At 31.0% G+C, this 16,520-nt stretch carries 22 protein-coding genes and 1 tRNA gene; 9 read left to right on the forward strand and 14 right to left on the reverse strand.

Annotated elements, in window-relative coordinates; all coding sequences use genetic code 11:
* Window positions 1-156 precede the first annotated feature (156 nt).
* Window positions 157-780, reverse strand: coding sequence for a DUF3177 family protein (locus tag EU91_RS06470; protein ID WP_032524004.1), 624 nt, complete (start codon window positions 778-780; stop codon window positions 157-159).
* 125 nt (window positions 781-905) lie between these two features.
* On the opposite strand from EU91_RS06470, the gene trmB reads away from it, so the two are divergent.
* Entirely contained in the window at window positions 906-1,535 is a 630-nt protein-coding gene (gene trmB, locus EU91_RS06465; RefSeq protein ID WP_032524005.1) for a tRNA (guanosine(46)-N7)-methyltransferase TrmB, read from the forward strand.
* A 7-nt stretch (window positions 1,536-1,542) separates the two neighbouring features.
* Here the strand turns inward: trmB and glmM are convergent, their stop codons facing one another.
* Window positions 1,543-2,895, reverse strand: a complete 1,353-nt coding sequence (glmM, locus tag EU91_RS06460) for a phosphoglucosamine mutase (protein WP_032524006.1) — start codon at window positions 2,893-2,895, stop codon at window positions 1,543-1,545.
* Between the two features lie 285 nt (window positions 2,896-3,180).
* Between glmM and EU91_RS0108435 the strand changes: the two genes are divergently transcribed.
* Window positions 3,181-3,576, forward strand: coding sequence for a thioredoxin domain-containing protein (locus EU91_RS0108435; protein WP_342503430.1), 396 nt, complete (start codon window positions 3,181-3,183; stop codon window positions 3,574-3,576).
* A 3-nt stretch (window positions 3,577-3,579) separates the two neighbouring features.
* On the opposite strand, the gene thyX is transcribed toward EU91_RS0108435, so the two are convergent.
* The 3 genes from thyX to EU91_RS06445 are packed head-to-tail and all read right to left on the reverse strand — an operon-like array spanning window position 3,580 to window position 5,392.
* Window positions 3,580-4,212, reverse strand: coding sequence for an FAD-dependent thymidylate synthase (thyX, locus tag EU91_RS06455; RefSeq protein ID WP_032524008.1), 633 nt, complete (start codon window positions 4,210-4,212; stop codon window positions 3,580-3,582).
* A gap of 2 nt (window positions 4,213-4,214) precedes the next feature.
* Window positions 4,215-4,808, reverse strand: a complete 594-nt coding sequence (dcd, locus tag EU91_RS06450) for a dCTP deaminase (RefSeq protein WP_032524009.1) — start codon at window positions 4,806-4,808, stop codon at window positions 4,215-4,217.
* Window positions 4,809-4,810: 2 nt separating this feature from the next.
* Window positions 4,811-5,392 carry a cob(I)yrinic acid a,c-diamide adenosyltransferase gene (locus tag EU91_RS06445; protein WP_032524010.1) on the reverse strand — a complete coding sequence of 194 codons (582 nt, stop codon included), beginning with the start codon at window positions 5,390-5,392 and terminating at the stop codon, window positions 4,811-4,813.
* A 203-nt stretch (window positions 5,393-5,595) separates the two neighbouring features.
* Here EU91_RS06445 and ntcA point away from each other — a divergent pair, with 203 nt between their 5' ends.
* The 3 genes from ntcA to EU91_RS06430 are packed head-to-tail and all read left to right on the forward strand — an operon-like array spanning window position 5,596 to window position 7,774.
* Window positions 5,596-6,330: a global nitrogen regulator NtcA gene (ntcA, locus tag EU91_RS06440; RefSeq protein ID WP_032524011.1), complete on the forward strand. Its 735-nt coding sequence runs from the start codon at window positions 5,596-5,598 to the stop codon at window positions 6,328-6,330.
* A gap of 39 nt (window positions 6,331-6,369) precedes the next feature.
* Window positions 6,370-7,329 carry a DUF3084 domain-containing protein gene (locus EU91_RS06435; protein ID WP_032524012.1) on the forward strand — a complete coding sequence of 320 codons (960 nt, stop codon included), beginning with the start codon at window positions 6,370-6,372 and terminating at the stop codon, window positions 7,327-7,329.
* A 7-nt stretch (window positions 7,330-7,336) separates the two neighbouring features.
* A complete protein-coding gene (locus EU91_RS06430; protein WP_032524013.1) occupies window positions 7,337-7,774 on the forward strand; it encodes a hypothetical protein in 438 nt (145 codons plus the stop codon).
* On the opposite strand, the gene EU91_RS06425 is transcribed toward EU91_RS06430, so the two are convergent.
* The 3 genes from EU91_RS06425 to psbH all read right to left on the reverse strand — a co-directional run bounded on the left by EU91_RS06425 (window position 7,755) and on the right by psbH (window position 8,950).
* Window positions 7,755-8,012, reverse strand: a complete 258-nt coding sequence (locus tag EU91_RS06425) for a DUF3146 family protein (protein ID WP_032524014.1) — start codon at window positions 8,010-8,012, stop codon at window positions 7,755-7,757. The genes EU91_RS06430 and EU91_RS06425 overlap by 20 nt on opposite strands.
* Window positions 8,013-8,015: 3 nt before the next feature.
* Window positions 8,016-8,618 carry an aminoacyl-tRNA hydrolase gene (gene pth, locus EU91_RS06420; RefSeq protein WP_032524015.1) on the reverse strand — a complete coding sequence of 201 codons (603 nt, stop codon included), beginning with the start codon at window positions 8,616-8,618 and terminating at the stop codon, window positions 8,016-8,018.
* A 131-nt stretch (window positions 8,619-8,749) separates the two neighbouring features.
* Entirely contained in the window at window positions 8,750-8,950 is a 201-nt protein-coding gene (psbH, locus tag EU91_RS06415) for a photosystem II reaction center phosphoprotein PsbH (RefSeq protein ID WP_032519647.1), read from the reverse strand.
* Window positions 8,951-9,030: 80 nt separating this feature from the next.
* On the opposite strand from psbH, the gene psbN reads away from it, so the two are divergent.
* Both psbN and EU91_RS06405 read left to right on the forward strand, forming a co-directional pair.
* Window positions 9,031-9,183: a photosystem II reaction center protein PsbN gene (gene psbN / locus EU91_RS06410; protein WP_032524016.1), complete on the forward strand. Its 153-nt coding sequence runs from the start codon at window positions 9,031-9,033 to the stop codon at window positions 9,181-9,183.
* A 107-nt stretch (window positions 9,184-9,290) separates the two neighbouring features.
* The gene (locus EU91_RS06405) at window positions 9,291-9,419 is read left to right on the forward strand and encodes a photosystem II reaction center protein I (protein WP_019474154.1); all 129 of its coding nucleotides are present in this window, start codon (window positions 9,291-9,293) and stop codon (window positions 9,417-9,419) included.
* Window positions 9,420-9,503: 84 nt separating this feature from the next.
* Here the strand turns inward: EU91_RS06405 and leuD are convergent, their stop codons facing one another.
* From leuD to EU91_RS06380, 5 genes are all read right to left on the reverse strand, one after another.
* The gene (gene leuD / locus EU91_RS06400) at window positions 9,504-10,124 is read right to left on the reverse strand and encodes a 3-isopropylmalate dehydratase small subunit (RefSeq protein WP_032524017.1); all 621 of its coding nucleotides are present in this window, start codon (window positions 10,122-10,124) and stop codon (window positions 9,504-9,506) included.
* On the reverse strand, window positions 10,124-11,530 hold the full coding sequence (gene leuC, locus EU91_RS06395; RefSeq protein WP_032524018.1) for a 3-isopropylmalate dehydratase large subunit: 1,407 nt from the start codon (window positions 11,528-11,530) through the stop codon (window positions 10,124-10,126). The genes leuD and leuC overlap by 1 nt, the downstream gene beginning before the upstream one ends.
* Window positions 11,531-11,543: 13 nt before the next feature.
* Window positions 11,544-12,818 (reverse strand): competence/damage-inducible protein A, encoded by a 1,275-nt coding sequence (locus tag EU91_RS06390; protein ID WP_032524019.1) that lies wholly within the window; start codon window positions 12,816-12,818, stop codon window positions 11,544-11,546.
* A complete protein-coding gene (gene glyA, locus EU91_RS06385) occupies window positions 12,815-14,086 on the reverse strand; it encodes a serine hydroxymethyltransferase (RefSeq protein ID WP_032524020.1) in 1,272 nt (423 codons plus the stop codon). The genes EU91_RS06390 and glyA overlap by 4 nt, the downstream gene beginning before the upstream one ends.
* A gap of 78 nt (window positions 14,087-14,164) precedes the next feature.
* A tRNA-Arg gene (locus EU91_RS06380) sits at window positions 14,165-14,238 on the reverse strand.
* A gap of 86 nt (window positions 14,239-14,324) precedes the next feature.
* On the opposite strand from EU91_RS06380, the gene EU91_RS0108440 reads away from it, so the two are divergent.
* Together EU91_RS0108440 and EU91_RS06375 are read left to right on the forward strand one after the other, a co-directional pair.
* On the forward strand, window positions 14,325-14,576 hold the full coding sequence (locus tag EU91_RS0108440) for a hypothetical protein (RefSeq protein ID WP_032524192.1): 252 nt from the start codon (window positions 14,325-14,327) through the stop codon (window positions 14,574-14,576).
* A gap of 16 nt (window positions 14,577-14,592) precedes the next feature.
* Window positions 14,593-14,877 (forward strand): DUF3181 family protein, encoded by a 285-nt coding sequence (locus EU91_RS06375; protein WP_032524021.1) that lies wholly within the window; start codon window positions 14,593-14,595, stop codon window positions 14,875-14,877.
* Window positions 14,878-14,880: 3 nt separating this feature from the next.
* Here EU91_RS06375 and murJ read toward each other — a convergent pair whose 3' ends face one another.
* Entirely contained in the window at window positions 14,881-16,464 is a 1,584-nt protein-coding gene (murJ, locus tag EU91_RS06370) for a murein biosynthesis integral membrane protein MurJ (protein ID WP_032524193.1), read from the reverse strand.
* Window positions 16,465-16,520 lie beyond the last annotated feature (56 nt).

Here is a 16,520-nt window from a genome sequence, read left to right on the forward strand (position 1 = left end):
AACAGTTATGTTTGATTTTATTTGAAAATTTAACCTTCTAATTTAAAAATCCTATTTAGTATCAGTGAACTTATTTTTTCTAGATTATTTAATAAATCAATTTCTGCCACTTTCTGAGAAGCATGAGTTTCTTCCATTTTTAGGAAATTTAATTAATCAATTTCTGCCACTTTCTGAGAAGCATGAGTTTCTTCCATTTTTAGGAAATTTAATTATTGACCATTGAATTAACCCTAAAACATAAACTAACAATGAAAATAGTCCTAAAAACTTTGCTATTGGCTGACTAAAGTTAGCACCAAATAAAAAATTAAATAAGCTTTTAATAACTCTGTATAAATTTGAAGAGGGTTGAAGCCAAATTTCACAAGCGGGTGAATTAATTAAAGAAAAACAGCTTATATTTTTTAGACTTTGAATTAAGAAATTAAGAGATATAAAAGTTAGTGACCATCTCCAAACTTTTGTCGTAGTAATAATAGAGCATGAAAAATCATATTCTTTTAATTCATCATTGATATCATGCCAAAACCAAACTGAAATTGTCATTAACAATGTTGAAATATTTGTTACTAACAGCCCATAATTATATTCTCCTACTAAAAGCAAAAGACTTATAAAAAACAAGATGGATATCTTCCAATAGATAGATAAAAGCTTATTAACAACTTTATTTCTTTTTTTAATTGACCACAAGAATAACGTAAAAGGAATACCAATTAGGAAAATTATTGAGATTTGAAAAGTTATCCAAATAGAAATTTGATTAGGAAAGTTCAAAACTTTTTAATTTTTACTCACATTATAAATTAAACATCAAACTGATACTCTTTAACTTACTATTGTCATAGTTATGAATATTATTTATTTTTTATATTAGTGCTAAAAAATAAATTGATAATTTCATGAGACAGCATGTAAATCCCTTGAGCAATAATTTTGATGAAATCGAGAGAATTCCTTCCTTGATTGAATTGTTTGAGGATTCTAAATTGCCAATTCATTTGGATATAGGTTGTGCTTCAGGTGATTTTTTATTTGATTTAGCTTTTGTGAATGCAAATTGGAACTATTTGGGAATTGAAATCCGTGAGAGATTAGCTAGAAATGCTAAATCAAAAGCGAAAGGAATAGGAATCAAAAATTTATATTTTGCATTTGGCAATGCTTATAAAATACTAAATGCTTCCAATAATCAATTTATTATAAAAAATGTAAAAAGTATCTCCTTTAATTTCCCAGATCCATGGTTTAAAAAAAGACATTTCAAGAGGCGTATAATTCAACCAGAGTTTATTGATATTCTCTCAAATTCAATGCAAGAAGGATCTCTAATATTCATAAAGACTGATGTAGAAGATTTATTTGATTATATGGAGTGCACGATATCAAGTAATATAAGTTTTAAAAAAATAGATAAGAAGAAATTTAATTATTCCGATAGTTTCAATCCAAATAAAGTTCAAACTAATAGGGAAAAATATGTGATAGATAATGAACTTGAAATTTTTGAAAGTATTTATAAAAAAATTTGATCAATAATTAAAATAATATTTTTTTAATTTCATTCCTTAACTTGTTTGTTATTTCACTTGATAAAGATTCAGCTGTATTTTTATTTTTGGCTTCTATGAGAACTCTTATTAGCGGCTCTGTGCCGCTAGGCCTAATGTAGATTCTACAATTTTCGGAGTAGTTTAAATGATAATTTTCTATAATTTGATCAATTAAGATCCTCGTTTTTGGATTTATTTCATTAATTTTAAAAGCTAAATTAATATTGGTTAATTTTTGAGGGAAAGGGTTAAAACTACTATTAAGCCAATCATTTAAAGTAATATTTTTCTTTTTACAGTATTTAGAAATTTGAAGCGCAGTTAAAATTCCATCTCCCGAAAAGTTATTAATTTTTGAGAGAATATGACCTGATTGCTCACCTCCTAATACAGCTCTTTTTTCCTTAATTGCCTTATGAACGTATTTATCTCCTACATCAGTTCTATGCAAAATTCCGCCAATTTTGTTCCAAGCTTTTTCAAAACCTAGATTTGCCATTTGAGTTGAAATTAGTAAATTTTTTGTAAGGAGATTTTGTTCCATAAGTTCTCTACCCCAAAGAAAAAGAATATGATCTCCATCTAATACATTTCCTTTAGAATCAACTCCTATTACTCTATCAGCATCTCCATCGAAGCTAAAGCCCATATCTGCGGGACTCTCTTCTAGCGCTCTTTTTAATGGTTCAAGGTTAGTCGAACCACAATTCATATTAATTTTTTCACCATTTTTAGTGTTATTGATAACTCTTACATCAGCGCCAAGATTTTGAAAAATTGTTTTTGCACAGGTTGTCGCTGATCCATAGCATGTGTCTAATATTATTTTCATACCGCTTAAATTTTCTCCGCCCATTGATTGGATTAGGTTTTTCATATAAATATCCATAAGATCTTTATTAGCTTTTAAAGTGGTCTCTTTTGTAGGAACTGATATATTTTGATTTGCATCTTCAATAAATTTTTGAATTTTATTTTCAAAATTTTCGGTAATTTTTTGACCATTATGATCAAAGATTTTTATTCCGTTATATTCGGGCGGATTATGACTTGCAGAAATCATTATTCCACTACTAAACATTTCTTGTTGGATTAAAAATGGGATGGCTGGTGTAGGACAGATTCCAAGATTTATAAATTTTTTGCCACTCGCATTGATTCCCTTTGTTATTGCCTGAAGCAGAATATTTCCGCTAATCCTTGTATCTCTTCCAATTAATATTGGATTATTGCTTTTTAAATTCGAACCTAGAGCATATCCAACTTTGAATGCTAGAGAATAAGTTATCTCTTTATTAAATATTCCTCTTATTCCATCAGTTCCAAAGATTGATTGCATAATTAGGTGTCAGAAATCAAAGATATCTTGATCATTATTCATTGTTTATCTTATCAGTTGATTAAAAGGTAAACGATTCAAATTCTCTTTATTTGTCTAACTTAATTAAGATGTTTTTAGTTAGTAGTTTTTTTAGTGCAATCTGAAGGTAGAGAACAACTTTTAAACACAAATTTAAAAGTAATAATTGTTTTGCTTATTACTGTTTTAATTATTTCTTTGGTTCTGTTTCGAAATCTCTTTTTTAAATCGACTTATCTTATTAAGAGTTTTGGAGAATTATCTATGGAGCCTGAATTAGCTTTTAAAAATAATAAACCTACTTTCCTTGAATTTTATGCAGAGTGGTGTGAAGTATGCAAAGAAATGGCTCCAGAAGTATCTGCTCTAAAAGAGAAATACGAAAAAGATGTCAATTTTGTTTTTCTAAATGTTGATAATCAAAAATGGGGAAATTATATCCTAAAATTTGGTGTCAATGGAATTCCTCAAGTTAATCTTTTTGATAGAGAAAGTAATTTAAAATCTACCTTTATAGGCAAACAAGATGATTCAACAATAAGAAAAGCACTTGCTGATTTGGAAAAAGAAGTGGAATCTAAAGAAGAAATTTTTAATCCTGAATTTTCAACAATCAAAGTAAATAAAAATAATGAAATTAATCCTAGAAGTCATGGATAACTTTTACCAATCTAGAGATTTGGCTACAGTTGGGAAGCTTTTTTTAAAAATAGATTTGCAATTTTGGGCAATAGACTTATGTTCTTCTTGCGTACCATTAGCTGATCTTAAATGAATGTAATGTATCCATGATCTGCATGATCCAGACATGTAGATTCTCGTTGGAGTTGCTAATGGTAGAACAAATCTCGCACACTCTTTAGCTATTCCTTCAGCAAGTAAATCTTCATATAGTTCTGAAGCAGCTTTAAAATGAGATGCAATTTTTGTATTGAATCTTTTTTTTAACTCATCAGGGAGATCAGGAATAGAATTTTGTCTATTTTTGAAATCTTGTCTTCTTAAATCAGGCAACGGAATATTCCCTAATTGCGAACTGTCTGCATATCTCTGTGAGAATTCCTGAAACGTAAATGATCTATGTCTTAGAATTTGAGCTGCAATTCCTCTGTTGGTTTCTATTTGTAAAGTCATAAATGACTGTTCAAAGACGCTCCAATGTTCATTTTTTATACAATAACTCAATAATTTTGAATAGTCTTCATTTTTCTGATTGTTTGGATTACTTACTCTTGCAATGTAAGCCATTGTTTTTTCAGCATCGGGAGTTAGCGAAATCAGTTCAACTTTACTCATTTTTATATTTTGGCTAGAGTTACTTTTTCTGGTTGATTTTGGTATTTACCTCTTCTGTCTTCATATGTTGTAGAACAAGGATCTCCTTCAAAAAATAGTAGTTGGCATATCCCCTCGTTAGCATAAATTCTGCAATCTGCACCTGAACTATTACTAAACTCTAGGGTTAGATGGCCTTCCCATCCTGCTTCTGCTGGGGTTGTATTAACAATGATTCCTAGTCTTGCGTATGTACTTTTACCTATGCAAATTACGGTTATATTTTCTGGCACTTTCATCTTTTCTAGAGCTACACCTAAACCATAGGAGTGAGCAGGCAGAATAAAGAAGTCTCCATCATCATCATGGTGAAGAACAGTTTTTTCTAAATTATTAGGGTTAAATTTCTTAGGATTCATCACAGTACCGGGGATATGTCTAAAAATTAGGAATTCTTTAGATGAAAGTCTCAAATCATAACCATACGAGGAACATCCGTAACTCAAAACTGGTTTTTGTTGATTATTTGGCTCAAGATGACGAACCAAATTTGATTGGAAGGGGCTTATCATTCCTTCAGCCGCTTTTTGATTTATCCAGAGATCATTTTTAAGCATTTTTATGAGCGAAGTTCTGTGATTTGGTTAGCCATTAATAGTAAATCTTTAGGAATACCTGTTCCAGTTAGGATTACATCTCCTGATATAAATCGGTTTTCAAGTGTTGAAATCAAATCATGCTTATCAATAATTTTCATCTCAATAGCAAGAGAAATTTCATCAAGTATGATTTGATCATTTTCACCAGAAAGTAATTCTTTTTTGCAAAAGTTCCATAATTTAAAAATAGATTCATGAATAGATTGTTTTAAATTTTTATTATTTTCAATTTCTTCCTGATTATATTGATCAAAGGAATGTGATGATCTTATCCACGTTAAATTACCACAAAGCTTTACTGCATTAGCAATTCCTTGTTGAACCCCTCCTTTCATAAATTGTACTAAAAGTACTTTCCTCCCAAGTGCAGCATTTCTTAATGAGTCTCTAATTATTGAGGTATAACTTCCTCTATAAGAAGATTGATAGATTTGGATTTGCCCGTTTTGTGTGAATCTTTGTGAGTTTTTTTCGTCGGCAGTTCTTATTTTTACAACTTCAAGATTACTTTTGGAATAATTATTAGATGAACTAATGACCATTATGTTAGGGTATCTTTTCTACATGCAGTATAATTTGAAATTTATTGCACTGCATATAGTGTAATTTTACTTAAAAAAGCTTTGATAAAGTTGAAAGTAAATAAGAGAAATTTATAAAGGAATAAATAAAAATTGAAAAATGTTACTGTTGATACAAGAACTTTTAAGGCGTCTCCTTAAATTTTTTAATAATAAAGATATTTATGATACCTTCTTCTCGAGGATTAAACCACTTTAGCTCGCAACAGTCCGGAAATAATAAAATTAATACTGTTGGAGAACGTTTTCCAATTAATAGAACTTTAATGGAAGTAATTAAAGGTCTAGATGGCGCAAGTACAGAAATGGTTGAGAGATCTAAAACAATATTTTTCCCTGGAGATCCTGCTGAGAGAGTTTATTTGATAAGAAGAGGAGCAGTTAGGTTGTCTAGAGTTTATGAGTCAGGTGAAGAAATTACTGTTGCTTTATTAAGAGAGAATAGCCTCTTTGGTGTTTTATCTCTACTGACAGGCCATAGATCTGATCGTTTTTATCACGCCATAGCTTTCACAAGAGTTGAGATGATAACGGCACCTGCAAATTCTGTTTTAAGAGCAATAGAGGAAGATGCATCAGTAGGACTATTATTGTTGCAGGGTCTTTCTAGTAGAATCTTACAAACAGAAACTATGATTGAAACTCTTACTCATAGAGATATGTCTTCTCGATTAGTAAGCTTTTTAATGGTCCTTTGTAGAGACTTTGGAGTTGCAAGTGAGAAAGGTATTACAGTAGATCTGAGGCTTTCACATCAAGCTATAGCTGAAGCTATTGGTTCAACAAGAGTAACGATTACGAGATTATTGGGAGATTTAAAGGATTCCGGGCTTTTAACTATTGAAAGAAAAAAGATTACAGTATTTGATCCAATAGCTCTTGCAAAAAGATTTAATTGATTCATCATTAATTATGATGTATCGACTAAATAAAATATTGTGGCCTGGATTTTAATTGTTTTTTTAATTTTACTAGGAGGATTAATTGCACCATTTGGGGATCTACTTGGCACCAAAATTGGTAAAGCAAGATTCAGTATCTTAAAATTAAGACCAAAGAAAACAGCGACAATTATAACGATAATAACTGGAGGCTTTATTAGTTCAATATCTATAGGATTATTGCTTTTAATTAGTGAAGAATTTAGGCAAAGGCTTTTTGTTGACATCCCTTTTTTACAAAAAACTCTGGATGAAAGCAAAAAGGCGCTTATTCCTTTGCAGGAAGAAAGGAGGATTCTCGAAGAGAAGATTAATATTAAAGAAAAGGAATTAAATAAACTAAAAAGTGATGTTAAAGATTTCAGGAGTGGAAATGTAGTAATCAAAAAAGGTCAAACTTTATTTATCGCCCAAGTTAATTCTAATCCAAAAGTAAAATTTGATTTAGCGAAAATTTATAATAGTGCAGATAAATATGTTCAAAAAATTGTAATTCCCAGTAAAAAAGAAATAAAAAATATTCTTTTGTGGAAACCTACTGATATTTCTGAAATTGAAAGAGTTGCTACAAAAGGAGGTAATTGGATCATATTAATTAAAGCAGCTACTAATGTCCTGAAGGGAGATAATTTTGTTTTTGTATACCCAGAGTTGCTGCAAAATAAGATTATCGTAAGAAAAGGTGAGGTTATTACGAGTGAAATTCTTATTAATAATGATCTCGACTATAAAAATATAAATTTTAAAATTAGAACTTTGTTAAGAAAAACAAGAGATCAAATTAAGTCAAAGGGATCTATTACTAATGAAATTACTACAAGGGGAGATTTTATTAAAAAAATTATAGATTCATTGGATACTAATAGAAATATAAAATACAAATTAGAGGTGGTATCTTTAAGGGATAGTAAAACTTCAGATCCTATATTAGTTGATTTGACTATTACCGAAGAATAATCTATTTATGAGTAAATTTTTATCAATTGATCCTGGTAAAAGTAAATGTGGTTTGGTTCTAGCTGAAATAAGTAAAAAAAAAGTTTATAAAGCTGTAATTATTAAAAGTGAATTACTAGAGGATTATGTAAGAAATTTAAATACCGTTGAAGACATATCAAAAATTATTATTGGTAATGGCACAACCAGTAAAGAAATTAAGAAAAAACTAAATTTTTTAAAAAAAGAAATAATAACTTTTGAAGAAAAAAATACTACTTATAGAGCCAAGTCAAGATACTTCGAGCTTTTCCCTATTAGCGTTTTCAGGTTTTTCATTCCAAGGGAGGTTTTTATTCTTAATAAAAATCTTGATGCAATCTCAGCACTAATAATTTTAGAAGATTATTGCAAAATTAAGTTTACTTTTAGTCAAAATATAGATTTTAAAACTTGGCTGAAATAGAAAATTTATATTGATTCCCCGCTTCTAGTTCATAATCTTTTCTCAATAAAAATCTTAATAAGGCATCCTCAATTAAGGCTCTTCCCAAAGGAGGATGCACTATTAATAAACCTTTGTTAAAAGACCATGTAAAAGTCCATCTAAATTGACTGGCTTCCACAACTCCCTTAATTTGTTTTTTGGAGAAGCAATATTCTTTCACACTTAGATTGGCTATTGTTTCAGGTTTTTGCAGCATGTGTTAATTTTGGTTTTTATCAAAGGAATTTAATTCATTTATTATAAGCTCCTCTTTTTTTGTATTTAATTGTTCAAGAGATTCTGTGACTTTCTTAAAGACTTTATCTAATATTGATTTTTCTTCTGACGAAATATTACCTAACACATGAGAAATAGTATTGAATTGGTTTGTTTCCTGAATTAGTGGAGATGACCCAATACCAATTCTTATTCTATTAAAGTTTGATGTTTGCAATTGTTCAATGATGCTTTTAAGACCATTATGTCCACCTGAGCTCCCTTTTTTTCTAAATCTTATTTTTCCAAGGGGCAGATCTTTATCATCGACAATGATGAAAATCTGATCTAAATTAATTTTGTACCAATCAACTATTGCTCGGACAGAATCACCACTATTATTCATAAATGTATTAGGTAAAAATAGTCTGTAAGTGGATTCTTTGATCTTGAATTCAGAGCAGGAACTTTTAAGTTTTTCCTTTAATAAAAAATTTGAATTATATTTTTTCGAGAGATTTTGAAGCAGCATGAAACCTATGTTATGTCTGTTTTTTGAATACTTTTTTCCTGGATTTCCCAATCCAATTAAATATATATCTTTCATGTTGTATTTCTAAATCTATTACTTTAAAAATTATAAATAGACAAGCAAACTATAACCAAGTGAACAATATTCCAAAAAAGTTTTTAAAGAATATTCAAGTTTATAAATAACGTGATACCGGTTTCAGGATTTTAGTTTCCATTCCAATCAACTGAGAACCCTTGAAGTAGTAAGGATTGGTTATAGATCTGAAGAAGGATAACTAAAAAGACAAGTAGTAGTAAACCTATAACTGTCATTATAGGAACTGCACCCCAACCAGGTACAACTTTTCCTTGACCTGAATTACCAATTGCCTTTAAAAGACTTCCTAAAGCTGTTTTTTGACCCATGTTGAATTCACTAAATCGAATATTATTTCGCTATTGTATAAGAACTTATACATAAATTGTTTACAAACTTATCAAAATTGATGCAAACTTTATCATCGGCTCCAGATCCTGCAGTTTCCGTAGCAGTCACAATTCTGGTAATTCTTCTAGCTTTAACTGGTTTTGGTCTTTGGACTGCTTTTGGACCTAAGGCGAAAAAGCTTACTGATCCTTGGGATGATCATGATGATTAATGTCTTTAAAGTATTTCAAAATTTTCCAAAAATACAAAAAGTAAACCTTTTACCATAATTTAAATATAAATTTAATAGGATATAAATCTGTCAGCACTAGTAATTCCATGCTTGCCCTTAAAATTTCTGTATACACCATTGTCTTTTTCTTTATTGGAATCTTTCTCTTCGGATTTTTGGCTAGTGACCCTACTAGAACACCTAATAGAAAAGATTTAGAAAGTCCTCAAGATTAATTTTTTAAAAATTGCTAAATTTATTAAAATTAATTTATAAGAATTATATATTCCTTTTTATTTTTAATTTTTTTTTCTAGAAGTTTACTTACTAGAGTTAAATTTAATATAAGGCAGTTCTTCAAGCTTTTTTTCAACTAAAGAATTGTTTTTAAGTAATGTAGCTGTAGCATCCCACTCTCCAGATAAAAACATATTTCTTGAACTCTCTTTTATCTGGAGTTCGAAATTTAAATGTTCAGATTTAGCTAACGATTTTTTTAGATCAATTTTTAAGAATAAACTCTTATTTTCGTTATATTCTTGAATCTCATGTATTGATTTTTTCGTGAGCGTAAAACATGGAATTCCAATTGCAATACAATTGCTATAAAAAATTTCAGCAAAACTCTCACCTATTATCGCTTTTATACCCCATCTCATAAGCGCCTGAGGTGCATGTTCTCTGCTGGATCCACATCCAAAATTGCTGTTAACTACTAATATAGAGGCATTTTGGTTTTCCTCTAAATCAAAAGGATGCCTTCCCTTTAAAGTCTTTCTATCGTCTTCAAAAACAGATTCGCCCAATGAATCAAAGTTAACGCACTTTAAAAAACGTGCTGGAATTATTCGATCTGTATCAATGTCGTTACCTTTTAAGGAAATACATTTCCCGTTTATATGCAAGATTTTTCCAATTGGTTGGCTAAAATCTGATTCCATTAGTTGATTAATTCGCGAACATCACTGACTTTGCCATTAATTGCAGCAGCAGCAACCATTGCTGGACTCATTAGAAGTGTTCTTCCGCTTGGAGATCCTTGCCTACCTTTGAAATTTCTATTGCTAGAACTTGCACTTACTTGATTACCTATAAGCTTATCTGAATTCATTGCCAAACACATTGAGCAGCCTGGCTCTCTCCATTGAAATCCTGAATCCTTAAAAATCTTATCAAGCCCTTCTTGTTGTGCTTCAGTGGCCACTTTTTCTGAACCTGGCACTACAAATGCTTTTATGTTACTTGATATTTTTTTGCCTTTTAATACTTTAGCCGCAATTCTTAAGTCACTTATTCTTCCATTAGTGCAACTGCCTATGAAACAGACATCAACTGGAGTATTCTTAATTGACTGACCTGGTTTGAAACCCATATATTCATAAGCTTCTTCAGCAATTAATTGGTCATTTGGAGATAATTCTTCTAAAAGAGGGATCTTTTGATCGATGCCCACACTTTGACCTGGTGTAATTCCCCAGGTTACGGTTGGTTCTACTTTTGAAGCATCAAATTTAATAACATCATCATAAATAGAATTTGCATTGCTTTTTAATGATTTCCACCATAACAGCGCTTCATCCCAATTCTTGTTTCTGGGCGCACATAATTTATTTTTAATGTAATTAAAAGTCTTTTCATCAGGGTTTATGTAGCCACATCTCGCTCCTCCTTCAATAGACATATTGCATATTGTCATTCTTTCTTCCATTGATAATTCATTGATCGCGGGCCCTGCGAATTCATACGCGAAACCTACACCAGCCTTTACACCAAGTTCGTTAATAATATGAAGCACTAGATCCTTAGCATAAACCCCATGAGGTAATTTATTTTCACACCAAATTTGCCTTACCTTCAATTTGTTCATAGCTATGGTTTGGGTAGCAAGAACATCTCTTACTTGGCTTGTACCTATACCAAAAGCAATTGAGCCAAAAGCCCCATGAGTTGAAGTATGAGAATCTCCACAAGCGATTGTCATACCAGGCTGTGTTAACCCCAATTCTGGGGCAACTACATGTACGATTCCTTGATTCCCACTACCAATATTAAAGAATCTTATTTTATGTTCTAAGCAGTTTTTTTCAAGTGTTTCAATCATTTGCTCTGCAAGATTATCTTTGAAAGGTCTGCTTTGATTATCGGTTGGCACAATATGATCTACTGTAGCAATAGTCCTATTAGGAAATTTTACTTTTAAATTTTTGTCTTTTAACGCGCCAAATGCCTGAGGACTTGTTACTTCATGGATAAGGTGAAGACCAATAAAAATTTGATCTGAGCCGCCAGGAAGACTGGAAACTTTGTGTAAATCCCAAACTTTATCAAATAAGGTATCTTGGCTCAATTTGTAAAAATAACTACTTACTATTTGATAATAAGATTAATCTGAGACTGTTCAAACACACATTTACACTTAGTGTTTGAATTTCAATTCTATTTCGGGTTGTGTTAAATATTTTTTTAATATTGGTGATATGATTATTTGGTCCTGCAATCGAAATATAAACTAGTCCAACAGGTTTTTCTTGAGTGCCTCCACTGGGACCAGCAATTCCACTGGTAGCAATTGCCCAGTCTGCTCCTAATTTATTTTTGACATTAATTGCCATAGTCTCACAAACTTCTTCAGAAACAGCTCCATATTTATTAAGCTTTTCTTCCGAAATATTTAATAGTGAACTTTTTAGCTCATTACTATAGGAAATAATACTGCCCTGAAAAACTTGAGAGGATCCTGAAATTGATGTAAGTGATGAAGATAGAAGACCTCCAGTACATGATTCAGCAAAAACAATAGTTTGGTTCCTCTTGATTAGTTCTTTTATTAAAACGATAGGGAGAGTTTCATTATCCTCTCCAAAAATGAAGTTTGAAAACTCTTTTTTTAACTTCTCTTTTACAGGTTTAATAATATTTTTTGCTTCCGCTCCATTCTTTGCTTTGGCTGTGATTCTTAGTTTAACCTCTCCTAAGTTTGCATATGGAGCAACTGTGGGGTTTTTAAGATTTAACAAATCATTAATTTTTTCTGCAACGCTAGATTCTCCGATACCCGCAAATTTAAGAGTATTTGAAAAAAAAGAATAACTATCTGAGAAATTGGTTTTAATGAATTCAAACGCCGTCTCTTCCCACATAGTTTTCATTTCACTTGGTACTCCAGGGAAAGTAAGAATAGTAAATCCTTTTATTGGTTCCCATATCATTCCTGGGGCGGTGCCCCTAGGGTTATTAATTATTTGAGCATTTTTTGGGAAGAAACATTGTTTTCTTAAGCTAGAGTAATCATCCTGGAGATTTGAGTGTGAAAGTTTTTTTTTAATTTCATCCCATAAGTCAGGTCTTTCAACAAGAGATACATCAAATGATTTGGCTATTGCATCAGTTGTTAAGTCATCTGGGGTGGGTCCCAAGCCACCGGTTGTAATTAGAAGGTTACTTCTTTTGGATATTTCTTGAATTATTTTTATAATTCTATTGCTATTATCACCCACTGTTGATTGCCTATAGTGATCTAAACCTAATTGGGACAACTGTTCAGAAATCCATTGAGCATTTGTATTTATAATATTTCCTAAAAGTAGCTCTGTTCCAATGGAAAGAATTTCAACTCCCTTGGAATTAGGACTCATTTTATTGATGCTTCGAGTTTGCCTTCATAAAGAGGAAAACGATTACATAAGGTTAATACTCTCTCTTTACATTGACTTTCAATCAGTGAATCGTCTGGATTAAGTAATCTATCAGCAATAATTTCGCCAACTTCAGCAAAAGCATTCTCATTAAAGCCTCTGGTAGTTAAAGCAGCAGTGCCTAACCTTAGACCGCTGGTCACAAAAGGTGATTCAGGATCAAATGGAACAGTATTCTTATTTGCTGTGATATTCACCTCACTTACAAGCAAGTCAGCAATTTTACCAGTCATATTGATACTTCTTAAATCGAGTAAAACAATATGATTATCAGTGCCTCCACTAACGATATCAATACCTCTATTAATTAAAGTTGAAGCTAGAACTTTTGCATTTTTTATTACTTGTTGGGAGTAATTAACGAAATCTGGCTGCAAGGCTTCTCCAAATGCAACTGCTTTAGCGGCAATAATATGTTCTAGGGGGCCACCCTGAGTTCCAGGGAAAACAGATTTATCAAATTTCTTTCCAAATTCTGCATCTTTACACAAGATAAGTCCCCCTCTAGGCCCTCTTAATGTTTTATGAGTAGTTGTAGTTACTACATCGCAATAAGGTATTGGATTTGGGTGAAGTTTACTTGCTACGAGCCCAGCGATATGTGCAATATCAGCCATTAAGAATGAACCAACTTCATCCGCAATATTCCTGAATGATTCAAAATCGATTGTTCTTGGATAAGCAGAATATCCGCATATGATTAGTTTTGGTTTTGTTTCTATTGCTATCTCTCTTATTTCATTAAAATTTAATTCACTAGTTTCTTTATTTACACCATAGTGGACTGCATTGAACCACTTGCCACTCATATTTACTGGAGATCCATGAGTTAGATGCCCACCATGAGATAAATCCATCCCCATAATTGTGTCTCCAGGTTTGAGTAAACTTAGGAAAACAGCAGCATTTGCCTGGGCTCCGCTATGGGGTTGAACATTAGCCCAATTTGCATTAAATAATTTTTTCGCTCTCTGGATAGCTAATTCTTCGATCTCATCAACAAATTCGCATCCTCCATAATATCTTTTTTGAGGTAATCCCTCAGCGTATTTATTTGTAAGGACGGATCCTTGAGCCTGCATTACAGCAATTGATGTGAAATTTTCACTTGCTATTAACTCAAGATGGGTTTCCTGTCTGTTTTTTTCAGAGTTGATGAAATTAGATATTACTGGATCACTTTCTTTAAGATTTTGAAGAATATTCATTGAATTTGATTAAGTAATAACCATAATATAGACGATATTTTTTGTAAAAATATAAAAAGAATATTTCATAATTTTAAACGCGCCTGGAGAGATTCGAACTCCCGACACCCTGATCCGTAGTCAGGTGCTCTAATCCACTGAGCTACAGGCGCATAATTATGTAATATCTCTGTTTCAGGGTCTCTTAGTCAACTAGATGTCGGGTAAAATATCTATTATTAACAATCTTATTTTTATTATGCCTATAAAGTGGTACGGAAATGGTGATTTAGAGGATCCAATCTACAAACATTTTTCTCGAATAGTAAATTTTGTTATTCACTGCATGATATTTACTGCGATTTTAAGTGGCACTTGGCTTTTAAAAGAAATTAAATATGAAATCGCTTTTTTTAATAATTTTGCAATTTTCTGGTCAGTTCTGTTGATCTCCCATTTGCTTTTTGTAATTATAAAAAAACCTAAAGATACTTCAAAACAAACAACTTAAATCAATCTTTTTCTTTATGGACTCTCAGATACGAATAAGTGATCTAGAAAATATTATTGCAGAAAAGATTTTTATAAAAATAGAAAAGTGGAATCTATATCTTGGAGATGCTGGCCTGGCTAGACTACTTGCTATTGAATGTATTAGCAATAATGATCAAGGCCCATTGGAGGCTGCAAAAATAAGTTTGAAAGCAATAAATGTAAAAGTAGGTGATGGTGTTAACAGTATTCCACTTATTAATTTAATCACCACCTCCCAAATACTAGAATTAGAAGAGATTTTGGAAAGTTTTTTTTAAGAACTAAATCTTTTTTTTATGAACTTGAAATTTATTAACTTTCAAGCATTTTGTAAGTAAAAAATAAATAGCAAAAAAAGTTAGAGATCCAAATATTAAAAATAAAATTTCTCCGAAATTTGAATTAAAGTTATTTGTTGTTTTAAAAATATTAAAACAAAGCATGCTATCTATTAATGATGCTAGTGACATGAGTATAACTTTTCTTACTAAATCTAAGTTAGGCAAATTTATATTTTCATTTCGCAGATTGAAAGAAAGAAAAATACAAACTAAAAAGTTTACTATTACAGTAGATAAAATTATTCCTACAACTCCAAAATTGTATGGTGAAAGATTTTCAAAATTCTTAATCGGTGCACCAATTAAAAGCCAATCAAAAAAAATATTAAATATTATTCCAGCAAATGAGATTTTAAAAGGGAATTTTGTTTTTTCTATTGAGTAGTAAGTCCTTACTAATAAATCCCTACAAAGATAAAAAGGTATGCCAACGGCATAAGCAATTAATATATTCTTCACTTTTAGACTCGCTGAATAATCAAAAGCCCCTCTTTGAAAAATTAATTCTACTATTTGATTATTAAATGTTATGAAAAATCCGGTTAAAAAAATAGTTGTCAAGAAACAGTACTCTACCCCAGATATCAATTGTTTTTGGAGGCCTCTATTATCTTGTTCACTTCTAAATTTTGAGAATTTTGGAAGTAATGGCAAAATCAAAGAGTTAGATAATATGCCTAATGGGGCTTGTATCAGAAAGTTTCCGTATGCTAGTCCCGATGCTGCTCCTTGAAAACTTGAAGCGAAAAACATATCGATAAAAACATTAATTTGACTGAGACCTGATGAGATAGATGCTGGAATAATTAGTTTAAAAATCCTCTTTTCTTCATCATTAAATAATTGGAAGTTTGACTCTAGTATCAAAAGACCGATTTTATTTATTTCCGCAATTTGAATAACAAACTGAATTAAAGTTCCTGTCAAAGTTGCAAAAGCAAGTAATCCCGTATAAGTAAAGAAATGAGAATATTCATTTTCTTGGTTGAAAATCCAACTTAATAAAATAAAAAAAATAGTGGTTAGACTAGTTATTGCTGGACTTATACTTGATAAAAAGAATTTTTTTTGGGAATTTAAGGCGCCAAAGCTTAAACCTATGAAGCCAGATAATGGAATACAAGGCGTAAGTATTTTTAATTGATAAGTTGCAATAGATTTAGCTTCATAACTTAAATTGGGGGCTAGTAATTCAATTAATAATCTGGAATTAAAATAAATCAATATAGCTAAACCAAATAATAATATTGAAAGTTTTATACTTACTTGAGTTAAAACAATCCCTCCATTTTTTTTGTTAAGAGGAGTTAGAACTGCAACGACTGCGTTATGTAGGGGACCATTAATCCCTCCAACGATTATTAGCAAAAAACCAGGAATTATATAGGCATAATTAAATGCGTCGTATGTTACCCCAACTCCAAAAGCAGCGGCTATAGATATTTGTCTTATGCATCCAGCTAATTTACTAAGACTAGTACCAAACGAAATAGAAAAAACATTATTTTTTAAAAACGAATGCATTTGGATTTGTCTAAATTTTTCAAGAAGTTTAAGTTTCAATTATATTTGATTTTTAA

Source organism: Prochlorococcus marinus str. GP2 (assembly GCF_000759885.1).
Classification (GTDB): domain Bacteria; phylum Cyanobacteriota; class Cyanobacteriia; order PCC-6307; family Cyanobiaceae; genus Prochlorococcus_A; species Prochlorococcus_A marinus_J.